The organism is Flavobacterium psychrotrophum (genome assembly GCF_003403075.1).
Taxonomy (GTDB): Bacteria; Bacteroidota; Bacteroidia; order Flavobacteriales; family Flavobacteriaceae; genus Flavobacterium; species Flavobacterium psychrotrophum.
The window spans coordinates 2,112,871-2,129,079 of record NZ_CP031557.1 but is presented as its reverse complement, the minus strand read 5'-3'; the positions used below and the strand labels follow the sequence as shown (position 1 = coordinate 2,129,079).

The following is a 16,209-nucleotide window of genomic DNA, read 5'->3' as shown; positions in this document are numbered from 1 at the left end:
CATGATAACAGTAGTAGCAGAAAAACCCAGCGTAGCCCGTGAACTGGCTACGCTGTTGGGCGCGACGGCAAAAAAAGAAGGTTATATGGAAGGCAACGGCTACTTGGTAACCTGGGCGCTCGGCCACCTCATTGCCCTTGGGCTGCCGGAAGATTATGGTATCAGGGGATTCCGGAAAGAAAGCCTCCCGATTTTGCCTTCGCCCTTTTTGCTGACCCCCAGGAAAGGTACTGGAACTGAGCGCCTGTTGCCTGACAAAAGGATCCTAAAGCAACTTGTTGTAATTGGGGAGCTATTTAAAAAGAGTGAAAAAATCATCGTTGCGACGGATGCGGGCCGTGAAGGTGAACTCATCTTCCGTTACATCTATGAATACCTCAATTGTACCAAACCTTTTAGCAGGCTTTGGGTAAGCTCATTGACCGAAAAGGCGCTGCGCCATGGCCTGGACAACCTGCTGCCGGGCGGTGATTTCGATAACCTGTACCTTTCCGCCCGTGCGCGCAGCCGCGCCGACTGGTTGTTGGGTATCAATGCGTCACAGGCGCTCAGCCTGGTGGCAGGTTCCGGTGTGTATTCCCTTGGCCGCGTACAGACCCCAACACTGGCACTGATCTGTGAAAAGTATAAGGAGTACCGCGATTTTATGCCCGAAAAATACTGGCAGCTGCAACTCACGCATACAAAGTCATTTACCGATTTTAACAGCCTTTCTTCTTTGTCTTTCGAGAGCAGGGAGAAAGCCGAAGAAGCGCTGAAATCCATACTGCGTAAAAACCAGGCTGTAGTTACCCGTGTCAACTCGGAGATCATACAGGACCCGGTGCCGCTGCTTTACGACCTGACAGGGTTGCAGAAGGCCGCCAACCGGAAGTTCGGGTTTACTGCTGCCGAGACACTGGAGGTCGCCCAGGCATTGTACGAGAAACAATTTATTACCTACCCGCGTACCGGCAGCAACTATATTACCGAAGACCTTTGGGCAGTGCTCCCGGGGCTTATCAGGGGGCTTGGGCAGGATGCTGCGCTGGGCAAACACCTACCCAAGATCAAATTTGGACAGCTTAACAAGCACATTGTAAATGAGGGCAAGGTTACCGACCACCACGGTTTGCTGGTCACTGAAAAGGTACCTTCCGCCTTATCGGCCAAAGAAAATACCCTGTACCAGATGATCGCATTGCGTTTGTTGGAAGCCGTTTCAGGAATCTGTGTGAGGGAAATTGTCGCTACCGGGCTACAGGTGTTGCACTATGATTTTAAAATAAAGGCGGTAAATGTGCTGGAGCCGGGATGGCGCGGGATTCAAAATGAATTTGACGACGATGAAGCACTGGAAAACGATGTCCCTGAACTGACTGTGGGTGATCCGCTATCCATTACAGGGAGTGCCATTTTAGAAAAGCAGCACCGGGGGCCGCAGCTTTTTACAGAAGCTACCCTTTTAACGCGTATGGAACATGTCACCAGTAACACCTATGACCCCGATACAAAGCAAACTTTCAGAGGTGTGGGTTTGGGCACACCCGCCACGCGGGCGGGAATCATAGAGACGTTGCTCGGGCGGCACTATATTGAACGAAGAGGGAAAGCACTGGTACCTACGGCGAAGGGGGAAGCCGTTTATGACATGGTCGCATCCATGAGTATTTCCTCTGTTGCGCTGACAGGCGAATGGGAAATGGCTTTGGGAGCGATTGAGGATGGCCTTTTAGACAGCCAGGATTTTCAACGTGAGATTGAAGCGTATACGCGGGAAGTGACCAAGGAGTTATTGCAGGCCCAATTTAAGACAGAAGGTATGCCGGAACTTTTATGCCCAAAGTGTAACACACAACATTTATTCATTACCGACAAGGTTGTCAAATGCCCTGATGCGTGCTGTGGCTGGCTCCAGTTCCGAAAAATATGTGGCTTGGTGCTTTCTATAGGCGAAATTGATAATCTCGTTACAGGAAAGGCAACCAGCCTTTTGAAGGGGATGAAGAGCAAATCCGGTAAGGGTTTTACGGCGCGTCTTGTTTTAAATGAAAAGTGTGAGGTTCAATTCGACTTTGGCAATGATAAAGCCATAGGCCAATAATAAAAGGCTTGCCGTAACCACGGCAAGCCTTTCTGCTATTTTTTAGATTCCTCCAGCGAAACTTTACGGAATTCTTAGTTGGCCTTATTAAACCACTTACGCATAATGGGTCTAATAAGGCCAATTATTGCTTGCAGTGCACGAGAGTGTTCTATAATACCACGTTACTTTCTGTTTATAACCAATACACTATGAAATGTTCAATTTTAAGCCTCTAATCGGAATTATCCCGGTTAGAGGCTTTTTTTTTAACACCTATTTCTTGTTTTGCGTAGGTACAAGATGTGCGAGATCGGGGTCATTTTTTATCCGGGTTAGCTCCAAATCAATAATATTTACAATGTCGAGTTTGATCTGGCGGTAATTATCATCAATTTCCCGTACCATGTTATCTTTACCATCCTTACCGGTAAATGACCGTATGTTCGGTATTTTTTGATAGTGTTTTTCTTCCGCTGCTACTTTTTCTGTATCTACCACAATTTCCGAATGGAAGATCTTCTGCTCGATGCGCTCGTCAAAATTGTCTGAGACTGCGCCCACGAACATCCCCTGGGTAAGTGTCGCTATCTTGGAAGCCGGTATAAGGCTGTCCAGCTGTGTAGAGATAGACGTGGATTTATCGCTGCGGTTGATGGTCATGCTTTGCCTTTTCTGCAAGACCTTCCCAAAGCGTTCCGAAAGGCTTTTGGCCGTTTCCCCTACGACCTGCCCACTAAAGATATTGCCGACCGTGTTCTGGATCACCTTACTTTCCTTATCCCCGTAATCCCTGGTCAGTTGCGAATAGTCCTGGAAGCCCAGGCATACGGCAACTTTGTTGCTCCGGGCAGTTGCAATCAGGTTGTCCAGCCCACGAAAATAAATCGTGGGTAGCTCATCAATAATTACAGAACTTTTAAGCTGCCCTTTCTTATTGATCAGCTTTACAATCCTTGAATTGTACAGGCCAAGGGCTGCAGAATAAATATTCTGGCGATCCGGGTTGTTACCCACACAAAGTATTTTAGGTTCCTTTGGATTATTAATGTCCAATGAAAAATCATCGCCGGTCATTACCCAGTAGAGCTGGGGCGAGATCATCCTTGACAGTGGAATCTTTGCTGAGGCGATCTGTCCCTGTAGCTGGTCCTGCGCGCCGCCCTGCCAGGCATCCATGAAGGGTGACAGGTAGTTTTCCAAATCAGGATACGATGTGAGAATCGTAAACACATCCGCATATTTTTTGTTCAGTAATTCAATGGCATGGGGAAATGTACAGTACCTTCCGTTATCATAAATCTTTAAAAACCAAATTATAGCGGCCAACAGGATAATCGGAGATTCCACAAAGAAATCGCCCTGCTTTTGTATCCAGCTCCGGTTCAGGTTCAGCATGATGGTATAGGCCGATTCGTAGGCATCGGAAATATCACTCATAAACTCCGGGTTAATGGGGTTGCAGCGGTGGCTGCGGCGCGGGTCGTCAAAATTGATCACATAGAATTTCGGCTTTACTTTGTAGCCGTGAGTATTATGCAACAGGTGATTGTAGGCAATTGTAGACAGGTCGTCAAATTTAAAATCATAGATGTACATGGCAAACCCTTTCTCAATATGCTGCCGGATATAATTATTGATAATGGCGAAGGATTTACCGGAACCCGGTGTACCCAGCACGGTGGTCGCCCTGAAGGGGTTCACAATATTAATCCAGCCCTTGTTCCACTTCCCTTCGTAATAGAATTTTGTAGGAAGGTTAACCGAATACTCGTTTTGCATCAATTGTGTTTCCTGCTGGAAACTTTCATTCTCCATATTAAATACATCATCCATGAGGTTGTTGCGCAGTAAACGGGACATCCAGACACCGGCTACCATTAATGCAATATATCCCGCGCTTGTGGTAAGTATGTACAAGAATACCCCGGTAGTACCCAAAGCCCTCAATAAGGGCGTATTGAAGAAAAATAACGCAAAACCAAACACAAGTGTACTGTTGATCTTGCGCCAGGTTACCTTTTCATTTTTAACCCCCTTGGTACCCAGGCAGCTTAACGCAAGTAGCACCAAAGCAAATAGCTTTGTGTACAGCAACTCGGAGAATAAGCCTGCCTTTTGCTGGAAACCAGACAGTATGGTATTAATTAGCTGTAACGTCCAGCCTTTATCAAAAAAAACGCCATAACAGAACCAGTAAAAATGCATCAGTACCAATAAAATGCTTACCGCACGCATGAACGCCATTATCTTGGCGAGCCCCCTTATATCATCTTCTCCCTGCATTACTTTAATTTTTCATGTTCGGACTTGAATTTAAAGGCTCTACATTTTGTCTATAAGAATGTGGCACTCACCGGCGGTGCTTGACAGTGTTTGGTTTTGGAGGTCATTATTTTATTTTAGACTACAACAATTACCAATTCAGATACATTTCATCAGACGGCTATTAAGAATTTTGCACTTGTAATTAAAGTCAGTGTAAAATGGAACATATACTATTAAATAATGGGGTAAAAATCCCGCTTCTTGGTTTTGGTACGTACCTGCTTCGGGACGGTTCTGAGTGTGAGCAGTCGGTGCTACATGCATTAAATATCGGCTACAGGCTCATAGACACCGCCGCGGCATACCACAATGAGGCATCGGTGGGCAGAGCCATTAAGAAAAGTAATATCAGACGGGAAGAAATCTTTGTGACTACAAAATTTTTACCCGCGGATCACGGATATGAAAATGCAAAAAGCGCTTTTGAAGCATCGCTAAAGAAAATGGGGCTTGATTATATGGATCTCTACTTAATCCATCTACCGCAGGGAGACATAAATTCTTCCTGGAGCGCAATGGAAGATTTATACAGGGAAGGTAAAGTACGGGCTATAGGTGTAAGTAATTTCAAAATAAGCCAGGTTTCAGATTTAATTAAACAGCATAGTGTGGTACCCGCAGTCAACCAGGTGGAAACCCATCCATTTTCCCAAAAAACAGCAATGCAGAACGCTTTGAAATCTCAAGGCATACAGTTGGAGTCCTGGGCACCCTTCGCCCAGGGTAAAAATAATCTTTTTAATGATGAACCTTTAAAAGTGCTTGCAGGCAAGTATAATAAGAGTGTTGCCCAAGTGGTTCTGCGATGGTTAATTCAAAGGAAAGTAGTTGTTATCCCGAAATCAACGAACGTGAAAAGGATAGAGGAAAATTTCAATGTATTTGACTTTGAGTTGTCTGCTGATGATATGGCAACGATAAAATCGTTAGATAAAGGTCGCGGACTAATTTACAGTGTTTAAATAACGTTTGAAAATCTAACTACAACAATTACCAACCTGACTACTTCTCAAAGCACAACAATCAGCAATTTTGTACCTGAAATTAAGTCGGTTTTAAAAACAATTCAAAAACAATTATGCAAACAAGAAAATTAGGAAATAGCGGATTAGAAGTTTCCGCATTAGGATTTGGCTGTATGGGCTTAAACTTTTTAGATGGGAAAGGTCTTGATAAGAACGAGGCCATGACACTATTACGCAACGCAGTTGAAAGGGGTATCACATTTTTTGACACTGCAGAGGCCTACGGGCCTTACACCAATGAAGAACTAGTTGGCGAAGGGTTACAGCCTTATAGAAAAGACGTTATTATAGCAACAAAATTTGGCTGTAAAGATGCCAGGCCAATAACAGGTTTAGACAGCAGGCCCGAAACGATCAGGGAAGTAACCGAAGCGTCTTTAAAAAGATTAAAAACAGATTACATTGATTTGCTGTACCAGCACAGGGTTGACCCTAATGTTCCGATAGAAGATGTTGCAGGTACTGTAAAAGACCTGATACAAGAGGGTAAAGTAAAATATTTCGGTTTATCGGAAGCAAGTGCCAATACGATTCGCAGGGCACATGCAATTCAACCGGTATCAGCATTACAAAGCGAATACTCTTTGTTTTGGCGTGAACCCGAAAATGAGATCATACCGACATTAGAGGAGCTGGGAATTGGTTTCGTTCCGTTCAGCCCGTTGGGCAAAGGCTTCCTTACGGGTACCATAAATTCAAAATTAGCGGATGTCGACCGCAGAAATATAATTCCCCGTTTCAGCAAAGAGAACATAAAAGCCAATATGGTTTTAGTGGACGCACTTTCTGAAATTGCAAAACAAAAAAATGTTACTCCCGGACAGTTAGCACTGGCATGGCTCTTAGCTCAAAAGCCCTGGATAGCACCAATACCGGGGACTACAAAATTGCATCGTTTAGAAGAGAACATTGGAAGTACAAACATTGTACTAACAGCCGATGAACTCGCAAAAATAAACACAACCGTAAGCGCAATTACGCTTGTTGGAGACCGTTATCCCGAAGTTTTAGAAAAGCAAATAGACAAATAAAACGAACATAATGGAAAATATCAAAGATAAAGTTATAGCCATTACTGGTGCAAGCAGCGGTATGGGTAAGGCCATTGCTATAGAATTAGCAAAAAACGGGGCAAAGGTTGTTTTGGGAGCAAGACGAACAGAGCCATTACAACAACTTGTTGAAGAAATTAAAAGTACAGGTGGCGAAGCTGCCAGTACTACAATTGATGTAAAGGATAAAGCCGATCTGGCCCGGTTGGTAAATACAGCAGTGGAACACTACGGAAAATTAGATGTCATTGTAAACAACGCAGGCGTCAGCCAGTTAAGCCGCATTGACGCATTGGATATTGATGGCTGGGAAGAAATGATCGACATTAACCTTAAAGGTGTCTTGTATGGGATGGCTGCTGCAATTCCCGTTTTTAAACAACAACAATCGGGGCATATCGTCAATATTATTTCAACTTCAGGTATAAAGATCGTGCCAATGCAGGGCGTTTATGCCGGAACTAAAAATGCCATTCGCACTATTGCAGAAGCATTTCGTCAGGAGTCCGACGGAAACATTCGCATTACAGGCATTTCGCCCGGGTTTGTAAAAACAGACTTTGCGAACAACATAAAAAACGAAGAAATGAAAACAGCTGTTCAAAAAGGAATGGAACAAATTGCTATAGATCCGGTAGCCATTGCCAATGCTGTAATTTATGCAATAAGCCAGCCTGACGATGTTGAAATTGGCGACATTGTTATTCGCCCGGCAAAACAAAATAGATTAAATTCGTAAACAAAATGCAACAACAGCCTAACATAAACCACATTAATAGTATATCGCAACTTGTGCGTGTTTTGGGAGTTCCTGCGCCATTGCACCCTTTGATCGCAGTGGTTGACTACAATAATGTTTCGATAGACATGTTTCCGAAAGGGGAAAAAGTAAGCCTTGATTTTTACAAAATTTCTTTTAAGCCTACATTTACAGGACAAATAAAATACGGGCAGGGATATTACGATTTTGAAGAAGGCGGGTTAGCATTTTTAAAGCCCAAACAAGTTGTTTTTCCACCAGAAGATATTGATAGCTATGAGGGTATTGCCTTGTATTTCCATTCGGACTTTATACGAAATTACCCCTTAGGAAAAACAATACATCACTATGGGTTTTTCTCGTACGATGTTTCAGAAGCATTATTTTTATCGGCAAAGGAAAAAGAAATTATTGCCAATTTATTTGCTACGATAGCCAATGAACTGGACAACAATATTGACGGTTTCAGCCAGGATGTTTTGGTATCGCAAATAGAATTATTATTGAATTACAGCAATCGTTTTTACAACAGGCAATTTATTACCCGAAAAGCAGTCAATCACGATATCGTAACTTCATTGGACAGGCTGTTAAACGACTATTTTGAAAAAGAAAACAGCCTGAAAAACGGTCTGCCATCGGTAAAATATATCAGCACAGCATTAAAGCTATCGCAACGTTACCTTAGTGATATGTTGAGTTCCTTGACGGGGCTAAATACACAACAATATATTCAGAGTGCAATCATAGAAAAAGCGAAAGAAAAATTATCATCTACAAATCTTTCCGTTTCGGAAATAGCTTATGAACTGGGTTTTGAACATTCGCAATCGTTCAGCAAACTTTTTAAGACAAAAACAAACGTTTCGCCTTTGGAATTCAGGCAGTTGTTTAATTGATTGCCCGGGCATCATCTATTTTCATTCCATTAAACATATTACTATCCTCTTCGATGTTTTCTCTTTTTCTTCATTTAGTTTTCAAAGTAATATACTTACTGCACACATAAACGCCATAATCTTGGCGAGCCCCTTAAATCGTCTTCTCCCTGCACAACAAAAATCTTAACTAAGCAGGTTTGAATTTAAAAAGTGTGGAACTTAGTCCTTTTATTTTGGCTGCGGATAGCAGTAAATGGCACTGTTGGTGTTGATTGTTATTTTCAGGGACTTTTACCATCGGGCACCTACTAAGTGCAATCCTCGATTAGGCTACAATAATTCCTGATCTGACTACAACTACCGCATCAATATACTGGAATTTTGGGGTATTAAATTTTTAAAGATAAAATTATGGAGACGAACAAAAAAAAAGTAGCACTTGTAACAGGTGCCAATACCGGAGTTGGATTTCAGGTCGCTAAAGCGTTAGCTACTGAAGGGTATACGGTGTATGTTGGGGCAAGAAACCTGCAAAAAGGGGAAGCTGCGGCTTCTGCGATCGGCAATGCTGCCAAAGCCATCCATTTGGATATTACCGATACGGATACCATCAATAGAGCAGTAGCAAAAATTCAGGACGAATCCGGGTATCTTACCTTATTGGTTAACAATGCCGCCATTTCTCATGCCGGAAAAGAAGGGCGCACCATGGAAGAGGTATTAGGTGCCCAAAAGCCCAGCATTGCTTCTATGAGTGAGCTGCGTACGGTTTGGGACACGAATGTATTTAGCACACTTGCGGTAACACAGGCAGTATTACCGCTGCTGCAAAACGCACCAGCTGCACGTATTGTTACCGTATCCAGTGCTTTGGGTTCACTTACATTAAATGCGAATCCCCAAAATCCGTACCGTGCAGCATTTGACGCAGTATATGGGGCATCTAAAACGGCACTTAACGGAATTTTCCTGTCTTTAGCCAATGAATTGGAAAACACCAACATCAAAATTCATTTGGTAAGCCCAGGCTTCACGGCGACAGCACTCAATAACTTTCAGGGAACCGATACTGTGGAACACGGCTCGTTGGAACCCATACGCGTAGCACTAGCAGAAGACCTTCCCAATGGAAGCTTTACAGGACCGGCCGATTTTGCCGGTGCTGACAATGTACTTCCCTGGTAATATTTAAAAAGAAAGAACCTATGGCGATGCCAATACATCCGCCAAAGGTTTTTTGATTAGATTTGAATAATGAAAAATAAGAACATAGTACGGTTTCGCTCCATATCGGAAAGCCACGAGGCGTTTGGTTTACCCAAACCCCAGCACCCGCTCATAAGTTTGGTCCATTTCAATGAAAGCAATCCTTTTAATACGGACATGGCACCTATTTATGATGTGCTGGATTTCTATAAAATAACCTTCATTACGCAAAATAGCGGCAGGTTGAAATACGGGCAGGATTATTATGATTTTAATGAGGGCAGTATGTTGTTTACGGCGCCTAACCAGCTGGTAGGAAGTAATGAATACAACAGGAATACGTATGCTTATCTGCTGCTTATACACCCTGATTTTTTGTTAGGATATCCATTGGCAGAGAAAATTAAGCAGTACGGTTATTTCTCGTATTCGATGAATGAAGCATTGCATTTATCCAGCCAGGAAAGGGAGGTCATTTTATCGGTGTATAAAATCATGGAACAGGAAATCAATGCCCGTGTGGACGAGTTCAGCCAGGAAGTGATTGTTTCCCAGATAGAATTGTTGCTTAGTTATGTCAACCGATTCTATAAACGGCAGTTCATTACACGTAAAGGGGTTAATAACGATGTCCTTCAAAAAACGGAAGCCATTTTAGATGACTATTTTGCTACCCAAAAGACGGTAAATCAGGGTGTGCCAACCGTACAGTTTCTGTCAGAACAATTGCATTTGTCGCCGGGATATTTAAGTGATTTGCTTCGGTCACAGATAGGACAAAGCGCGCAGCAATACATTCACCTGAAGCTTATAGAAAAAGCGAAAGAAAGATTATCCACTACCCATTTAACCGTAAGTGAGATAGCTTTTCAATTGGGTTTTGAACACCCGCAATCCTTCAGTAAACTTTTTAAGACAAAAACTAACGTTTCGCCGTTAGAATTCAGGCAGTTGTTTAATTGATTGCCCGGGCAGCATTTATTTTCATTGTATTAAACCTACTACTGTCGTCTTCGATATTTCCTCTTTCTTTTCATTTGGTTTTCAAAGTAACATACTTACCGCGCGCATGAACGCCATTATCCTGGCCAACCCCCTTAAATCATCTTCTCCCTGCATTTTACTAATATTTAATGTCCGGACATGAATTTAAAGGCTTTAAAGACCGGACTGGGAAATGTGGGAGTCTATTTCAATACCTTGACTGGATTTGGCTTTTGTAATTCTGATAGCTGGAAAAGCAAGTGATTCCAAAAATTTACCGCTCATTTTAATCCTGACCAATCAATTCTGTGGGGGTGTAACCGAAATGTTTTTTAAAAGAGTAGGAGAAATGCGACAGGTTTTCAAAGCCTGTTTCTAAATACACTTCAACAGGTTTTTTATTTTTTTTTGAAAGTTGGTAATGGGCCAGCTCCAACCGCTTTAGTGTGAGCCAACGCTGTGGCGTTGTATTGTAAATCCTGTGAAAATCACGTTTAAAAGTTGTCATGCTTCGTCCGGTCAGGTAGCAGAATTTTTCCAGAGGCATATTGAACATAAAGTTCTTTTCCATAAAACCGGATAAGTCAATTTTATGCGGTTCTTCAAAATTCGCCAATATGTCGTCGATGCTTTTGTCAATCGTTCTAAGGACTGAGATTGCTTCAGTAATCTTTAGTGAAGCTATATTTTCGGGAAAAGCTTCCTGCAGGTCAAAATAAGGTATCAACGAAGCAAGGCAGCTTTCCAAAAAAGGGTGTTTGTCAAAACTTCGAACTTTTTGTGTTGCAGAAACTTTTGTTTTTACATTTAGGTTTGTGTAAAACTCCCTTAGCCGTTCAATAGTTAAGTGCATTACAACTGATTTATGGGGCAGTCCGTCTTTCGGATAATTGATAATTGTTGCTAATTGATTTCTTGGGATAAGAAAAATGTCCCCAGCTTTAAATACATAATTTTGATCTGCCTGAATAATTTTGGTTTCACCCGAAATAAACCACACAAGCATATGATGATCAAAAACGACTTCAGTTTTGAACAACTTGTCTTCGTAACAGGAAAGTTTAATATCGTCTGTTATATATTTTAAATGAAATTCCATATAGCTTATGTAATGTATACTGTTCAAAAATAATACTTTCAAATGCAGGTGGCCATCTCGTATTTACTCCTTCCCTTTTCAATATAGCACGGTGAAACCCTTGTAACGCCCATTGCCTCAAATTTACAAAATTCGATCAACCGGAAATAGTATGCCTGTTATTTCCTCGCTCCATTTCCACAATTTTCTGGCGTTGCCTTCCTCTAACGAATAAGGTTTAACACCTGACGAAAATTCCTGCCCGCAATATAGTTCGGCAATGTCATTGTCTTCACAGTATACACCGCCAAGGTTATTTAGTTGTGGACTTGTAGCACACCAAATTGTCGTAGATGCTCCTTGTGGAATTGTTTTTAAAGAAGCGCTAACCTCGGGAAGCATATTTCCCTTGTCATCGCAAAAGCCCATTTTTATAAACAGCTCTAAAGATGCTTCCCTTCCTAATTCGGTTCCTGCGATAGAACCGGGATGCAGTGAATATGCCCTGACACCGAACTCCTTTATGCGGTTGTCCAGTTCAAGCGAAAATAGATTGACAGCTGTCTTGGACTGCCCATAACCCTGCAGGGTTTCATATTCACGATGTATGAAATTCGGATCGTCAAAATTGAAAGGTGCAAATTGATGTCCCTGCGAAGAAACATTTACAACCCTTGCACCATTTGCACGTTTTAATGCTGTACATAGCCTGGCAGTTAGTTGAAACTGTGCTAAATAATTCACTGCCAATTGAGATTCAATCCCGCGATTGTCCCTGCGAAGCGGAACCCACATAATTCCCGCATTGTTGATAAGCAAGTGTAAAGGCCTGCCCGAAGCCAGAAATTTTTCTGCAAATGCGTCGATGGATTTGTGGTCCATCAGGTCCATCGCTTCTATTTCGACATTGGCAATTCCCTGCAGGTTCCTTTTTGCTTTTTCAATGTCCCTTGCCGGGACAATTACTACTGCACCTGCATTTGCCAGTACTTTTACTGTTTCGAGCCCAATCCCCGTATTTCCACCTGTTACAATGGCAATTTTGCTTGTAAGGTCTATTCCTCTGGCTACTTCTGTTGAAACTGATTTTGCGTTGAAACCTGAATTGAGAGGTTTCTGTAATGCCCCGTTGTAATTTGTCTGTCTCATTATTTTAAAATTTACTTAAGACAAAAGTAGATAGGATCTTACTTGGCGGCTTTGTTCAAATGTCCGAATTCACTTTGTTCAAAAGGCCGAAAAACTCTGAGTATAAAATATAATGAACTACTTTCTCTGGCCTCTTTAGTGCTTTCTTTTCTTCTTCATCTTATTGGCGAAAGCCAGTTCCTCATAATTTTCTCCCTGGTCAGTGGGTAATAATCCACCTATCACTTCGGCCAGTACATTTCCGGCATTATGGCTATCGTTGTTTGTCTTGTCCAAAAAGCCAAACGGCCCCTCCATTGCAGTCTCCTGAGATGAGAAATTTTGTTTCAGTATTTGATCACGGCCGACATCCATGCTCTTTGGGTTGATCCCATTAGTCCACCACTCGTTAAATACATTGGCAGAAAGGCCTTTCGCTAATTGGGAACCGTTCCAGACGGCCCTTGAGGTATGGTCAATAAAGGTAATCCCGTAAATGCGCCCTTCCGGGTTTCGGTGAACCACGGTATTAATACCCTGTCCTTTCAGCATCGTAGTGAAATCGGCTTCGCCACTGGCAATGTGCATTGCAGCCTCAAGGGTATTTTTAAGTATACCTTTTAAGGTACCATTTTTAAATACTTCACCCGATTTTTCATAATGCGCCTTTAATGCTGTAAAGCCGGCATTTTTGCCAAACAGCGAGGCTTTAAAAGGGTTGCTCGCTTTTTGCCCGGAGGCATCCAAAGCAAAATAGACGATACCCTGGCGGGATTTTCCTAACTGCTCGCCGGTCACTTCCTGGGCGGTAATATTGAACAGGGATAAGAGCGCGTTGTACGCCCCTAAACTCTGGTAACTGTAATACTTGGGGAGATAACGGACCACAGCCGCAATTTGGCTTTTTATATCTCCCTTACTGTAGTCCACCGGTTTAAACAACGTTTCCTGTGCACTGTCTTTTTCTGCCCCCGGCGCAATAGTAAGTCCATACTTTCTTTCGAGTTCGCGGCAGGCCTGCATGGAGCGCCTGTGCTCGAAAGTGTCCGGTATTTTTTTCCCAAGGCGGTCCACGTTGGTCGAAACAATGTGGATGTGGGTGCGCTCGATATCGGTATGCTTAAATACAATGTAAGGCTGCTGCCCATATCCCATTTCCTTCATGTATTCCTGTGCCATGGCAATATACCGGCTATCGTCGACCTTGTCTCCCGGATCGGGATTAAGGGATATGTGTAATGCCGGTTTTTCAGTGTTCCTGTTGGCCGCTAAATACGGTTCAAACGACTTATAACAATCACCCAGGCTGAAGGTACCATCCCTGCTTTCACGCATTTTTTGGGTAAATAAAACGTGCCCTTTTTCCTGGTTAACCTTGCTCAGGTTATAGGAAAGTGCGCCCATAATATTTGTCCCATGACCAATTTTTGCAATCATAACCGCTACTTTTTCAGGTATTTTACTTCGAATTCGTCTGTCAAATCCATTATTTGTTTGCACAAATAAGCCAGTTCTGCCGTTTGCTTTTCCAGTTTAAAGAGGTAGGCAGCGGCCTTCTTCTCCGAAAAATTCCGGTATAGTATCTTAACGATCTGGTTGTAATTTACCCCGACGGACCGGAACTGCCCGTACAATGTGGTCAGCCGCATGTAATAATCCATGGCAGCCCCATCTATTTTCACTGCCCTGATCTCCCTTTCAAATAGTACAGATACGATAAATTTCGCTTTGTTATCCAAGCCTGATGCCTCGAAAAGTGACAGGAATTTTGCATTTTCCTGATCGGTTAACCGGAACACGTACCGGTGGGTACTCGGGTCAGCCTTAGGCTTCCTTCCGCCAATACCTCTTTTTTTATCTGCTCCTTCCATATCAGTCCATTTTACGTTGTACAAAACCCCGACTTCGGAGGGTGTTTTCCAGCCCCCTGCAGGGGCAAGTTGTTTTGGGGCACCCGCGTAGTTTGGGGTGCCTCAAAACACAACTTGCTCCTTTCCTGCGAAAGGAAAATCCGCCCTGTGGGACGGATTAAGGTTAGCGTGGATGAAAACGGCTCCCTGCCGTTTATCCAAAATTTGCCATTACACTTTGTAGTTTACAAAGTAAAGTTTTGTTTTTTAAATCGTTGACAACGAAATCAGTGACATAAAAAGACATATAGTGTCAATACCTTCCAATATGGGAAATTGGCGAAGTAGCAGCGTACTATTGTACCTGCATCTGTAAGTACGTTGCTATGTATATACGTCAGTACGTAGCTACACCGGTACTCCCGAATGCAGGTAAAGCGGTATAAACGTACCGCAGGAAGTGTATACAAACATGGGTAAATAAGTACCGATATAGATCACGAAGTACCAACAGCAGTACAGTCATACGTCCGTACCGGCATACTGTTGTATGCTGCTCAATACATAGTTGCGCAAGTATAAACGGGTTTACGTATCACCGTACAATTATAACGGTATACATAGCATGGCACGGCATTACAAATACACATACACAATTAAGTACATCAATATGGAAACACAGCACAACACATTATTTGTAGCCTTTGCTTCCCAAAAGGGCGGCGTTGGCAAAAGCACTTTTACAAGTTTAGTAGCCAGTGCGATGCACTATCGCCTGGGTTACAATGTTGCGGTATTCGACTGCGACTTCCCGCAGTACAGCCTTGTACAAATACGGGCAAGGGATATGAAAACCGTAATGGAAAATGAAGCGTTTAAGAAGATGGCGCACCGGCAGTTCACAACCCTGAATAAAAAAGCCTATCCCGTCCTGCAGCAAAAAGCGGATACTGTGCTTGAGGCTGCCCGGGAATTTATCGCCACTTCAGAAGTTCCTGTAGACCTCTTGTTTTTTGACCTGCCCGGTACGGTAAACTCAGCGGGTATTATAAAGGCATTGGCGGGAATGCACTATGTGTTTACACCCATAATCGCTGACCGGGTGGTTATGGAAAGTACCCTGGTTTTTACCCAGTTGATTACCGATGTACTGATGAAACAGCAGAGTGTAACTATTAAGGATGTTTACCTGTTTTGGAATCAGGTGGATGGCAGGGAGCGTAACCCTTTGTATGCGTCCTATGGGGAACTTATCCGTTCGCTTGGGCTTGAACTAATGGAATCGGCTATTGCAAGCAGTGTACGATTCCGGAAAGAAAGTGAGCCCGATGCAAAAGCAGTATTTCGGTCTACTTTATTGCCACCCGATGAACGGCTGATGCAGGGCTGTAACCTTGATGCCTTTATCAACGAGTTTTTACAAATGCTCAAATTATGACGGATATGGAAAAGGATGATAAAAAGAACAGCAACAGCGGCGAAATTGATGAACAATACCTGATGTCCATGATGGCAGGCGGTGTGCGTAGAGAGGGGTTTGAGCCGAAAGCTGCCGCCAGTGAGCAAGACCCCATGAAAGAGCCTTCTGTAAACAAAGAGAAAAAGCAGCGAAAAAACAGTAGTGAGGACTACGAAACTTTGTTTTTACGAATTACGGAGGGTAATGCCCGCAATGGAAAATCAGTCTATATCCGCCAGGATTTCCATGAGCGGCTTACACGCATTGTGCAGGTTATTGGCGAAGACAAAGTAAGCCTGTATTCCTATTTGGAGAATGTGCTGGAATACCATTTCAGGGAGTTTGGCGACCAGATTAAAAAAAGTTTTGATGACAAATATAAACCAATATTATAGC

14 protein-coding genes and 1 pseudogene are annotated in these 16,209 nt (G+C 43.0%); 9 read left to right on the top strand and 6 right to left on the bottom strand.

All coding sequences use genetic code 11. The annotated features are described in order from the left end of the window. Position 1: 1 nt before the first annotated feature. A complete protein-coding gene (locus DYH63_RS09320; RefSeq protein ID WP_116788549.1) occupies positions 2–2,083 on the top strand; it encodes a type IA DNA topoisomerase in 2,082 nt (693 codons plus the stop codon). Between the two features lie 255 nt (positions 2,084–2,338). Here DYH63_RS09320 and mobC read toward each other — a convergent pair whose 3' ends face one another. Continuing rightward, positions 2,339–4,348: a conjugal transfer protein MobC gene (gene mobC, locus DYH63_RS09315; protein ID WP_116788548.1), complete on the bottom strand. Its 2,010-nt coding sequence runs from the start codon at positions 4,346–4,348 to the stop codon at positions 2,339–2,341. 200 nt (positions 4,349–4,548) lie between these two features. On the opposite strand from mobC, the gene DYH63_RS09310 reads away from it, so the two are divergent. The 6 genes from DYH63_RS09310 to DYH63_RS09285 all read left to right on the top strand — a co-directional run bounded on the left by DYH63_RS09310 (position 4,549) and on the right by DYH63_RS09285 (position 10,277). Beyond that, positions 4,549–5,352, top strand: coding sequence for an aldo/keto reductase (locus DYH63_RS09310; RefSeq protein ID WP_116788547.1), 804 nt, complete (start codon positions 4,549–4,551; stop codon positions 5,350–5,352). A 116-nt stretch (positions 5,353–5,468) separates the two neighbouring features. After that, positions 5,469–6,446 (top strand): aldo/keto reductase, encoded by a 978-nt coding sequence (locus tag DYH63_RS09305; RefSeq protein ID WP_116788546.1) that lies wholly within the window; start codon positions 5,469–5,471, stop codon positions 6,444–6,446. A gap of 10 nt (positions 6,447–6,456) precedes the next feature. Further along, entirely contained in the window at positions 6,457–7,206 is a 750-nt protein-coding gene (locus DYH63_RS09300) for an SDR family oxidoreductase (RefSeq protein ID WP_116788545.1), read from the top strand. Between the two features lie 5 nt (positions 7,207–7,211). Next, positions 7,212–8,126 (top strand): helix-turn-helix domain-containing protein, encoded by a 915-nt coding sequence (locus DYH63_RS09295; RefSeq protein WP_116788544.1) that lies wholly within the window; start codon positions 7,212–7,214, stop codon positions 8,124–8,126. Between the two features lie 393 nt (positions 8,127–8,519). Next, positions 8,520–9,293 (top strand): SDR family NAD(P)-dependent oxidoreductase, encoded by a 774-nt coding sequence (locus tag DYH63_RS09290; RefSeq protein ID WP_116788543.1) that lies wholly within the window; start codon positions 8,520–8,522, stop codon positions 9,291–9,293. Positions 9,294–9,362: 69 nt separating this feature from the next. After that, the gene (locus DYH63_RS09285; protein WP_116788542.1) at positions 9,363–10,277 is read left to right on the top strand and encodes a helix-turn-helix domain-containing protein; all 915 of its coding nucleotides are present in this window, start codon (positions 9,363–9,365) and stop codon (positions 10,275–10,277) included. A gap of 84 nt (positions 10,278–10,361) precedes the next feature. Here DYH63_RS09285 and DYH63_RS21835 read toward each other — a convergent pair. The 5 genes and pseudogenes from DYH63_RS21835 to mobA form a co-directional block, all read right to left on the bottom strand. Next, positions 10,362–10,433: pseudogene (locus DYH63_RS21835) on the bottom strand (YWFCY domain-containing protein); the annotation flags it as partial. Between the two features lie 151 nt (positions 10,434–10,584). Next, entirely contained in the window at positions 10,585–11,397 is an 813-nt protein-coding gene (locus tag DYH63_RS09275; RefSeq protein WP_116788541.1) for an AraC family transcriptional regulator, read from the bottom strand. A 123-nt stretch (positions 11,398–11,520) separates the two neighbouring features. Then, complete coding sequence (locus DYH63_RS09270; protein WP_116788540.1) at positions 11,521–12,525, bottom strand: SDR family NAD(P)-dependent oxidoreductase; 1,005 nt, start codon at positions 12,523–12,525, stop codon at positions 11,521–11,523. 135 nt (positions 12,526–12,660) lie between these two features. After that, entirely contained in the window at positions 12,661–13,941 is a 1,281-nt protein-coding gene (mobB, locus tag DYH63_RS09265) for a conjugal transfer protein MobB (RefSeq protein ID WP_116788539.1), read from the bottom strand. A gap of 5 nt (positions 13,942–13,946) precedes the next feature. Further along, positions 13,947–14,375 (bottom strand): conjugal transfer protein MobA, encoded by a 429-nt coding sequence (gene mobA, locus DYH63_RS09260; protein ID WP_116788538.1) that lies wholly within the window; start codon positions 14,373–14,375, stop codon positions 13,947–13,949. A 649-nt stretch (positions 14,376–15,024) separates the two neighbouring features. Between mobA and DYH63_RS09255 the strand changes: the two genes are divergently transcribed. After that, positions 15,025–15,792 (top strand): ParA family protein, encoded by a 768-nt coding sequence (locus DYH63_RS09255; RefSeq protein WP_116788537.1) that lies wholly within the window; start codon positions 15,025–15,027, stop codon positions 15,790–15,792. A gap of 5 nt (positions 15,793–15,797) precedes the next feature. Next, positions 15,798–16,208, top strand: coding sequence for a DUF3408 domain-containing protein (locus DYH63_RS09250; RefSeq protein WP_116790788.1), 411 nt, complete (start codon positions 15,798–15,800; stop codon positions 16,206–16,208). Position 16,209 lies beyond the last annotated feature (1 nt).

What these genes read in the sequence shown, in the direction of transcription:
- DYH63_RS09320 (WP_116788549.1), top strand. Translation starts at nt 2, where the DNA reads ATGATAACAGTAGTAGCAGAAAAACCCAGCGTAGCCCGTGAACTGGCT.
- mobC (WP_116788548.1), bottom strand. Translation starts at nt 4,348, where the DNA reads ATGCAGGGAGAAGATGATATAAGGGGGCTCGCCAAGATAATGGCGTTC.
- DYH63_RS09310 (WP_116788547.1), top strand. Translation starts at nt 4,549, where the DNA reads ATGGAACATATACTATTAAATAATGGGGTAAAAATCCCGCTTCTTGGT.
- DYH63_RS09305 (WP_116788546.1), top strand. Translation starts at nt 5,469, where the DNA reads ATGCAAACAAGAAAATTAGGAAATAGCGGATTAGAAGTTTCCGCATTA.
- DYH63_RS09300 (WP_116788545.1), top strand. Translation starts at nt 6,457, where the DNA reads ATGGAAAATATCAAAGATAAAGTTATAGCCATTACTGGTGCAAGCAGC.
- DYH63_RS09295 (WP_116788544.1), top strand. Translation starts at nt 7,212, where the DNA reads ATGCAACAACAGCCTAACATAAACCACATTAATAGTATATCGCAACTT.
- DYH63_RS09290 (WP_116788543.1), top strand. Translation starts at nt 8,520, where the DNA reads ATGGAGACGAACAAAAAAAAAGTAGCACTTGTAACAGGTGCCAATACC.
- DYH63_RS09285 (WP_116788542.1), top strand. Translation starts at nt 9,363, where the DNA reads ATGAAAAATAAGAACATAGTACGGTTTCGCTCCATATCGGAAAGCCAC.
- DYH63_RS09275 (WP_116788541.1), bottom strand. Translation starts at nt 11,397, where the DNA reads ATGGAATTTCATTTAAAATATATAACAGACGATATTAAACTTTCCTGT.
- DYH63_RS09270 (WP_116788540.1), bottom strand. Translation starts at nt 12,525, where the DNA reads ATGAGACAGACAAATTACAACGGGGCATTACAGAAACCTCTCAATTCA.
- mobB (WP_116788539.1), bottom strand. Translation starts at nt 13,941, where the DNA reads ATGATTGCAAAAATTGGTCATGGGACAAATATTATGGGCGCACTTTCC.
- mobA (WP_116788538.1), bottom strand. Translation starts at nt 14,375, where the DNA reads ATGGAAGGAGCAGATAAAAAAAGAGGTATTGGCGGAAGGAAGCCTAAG.
- DYH63_RS09255 (WP_116788537.1), top strand. Translation starts at nt 15,025, where the DNA reads ATGGAAACACAGCACAACACATTATTTGTAGCCTTTGCTTCCCAAAAG.
- DYH63_RS09250 (WP_116790788.1), top strand. Translation starts at nt 15,798, where the DNA reads ATGGAAAAGGATGATAAAAAGAACAGCAACAGCGGCGAAATTGATGAA.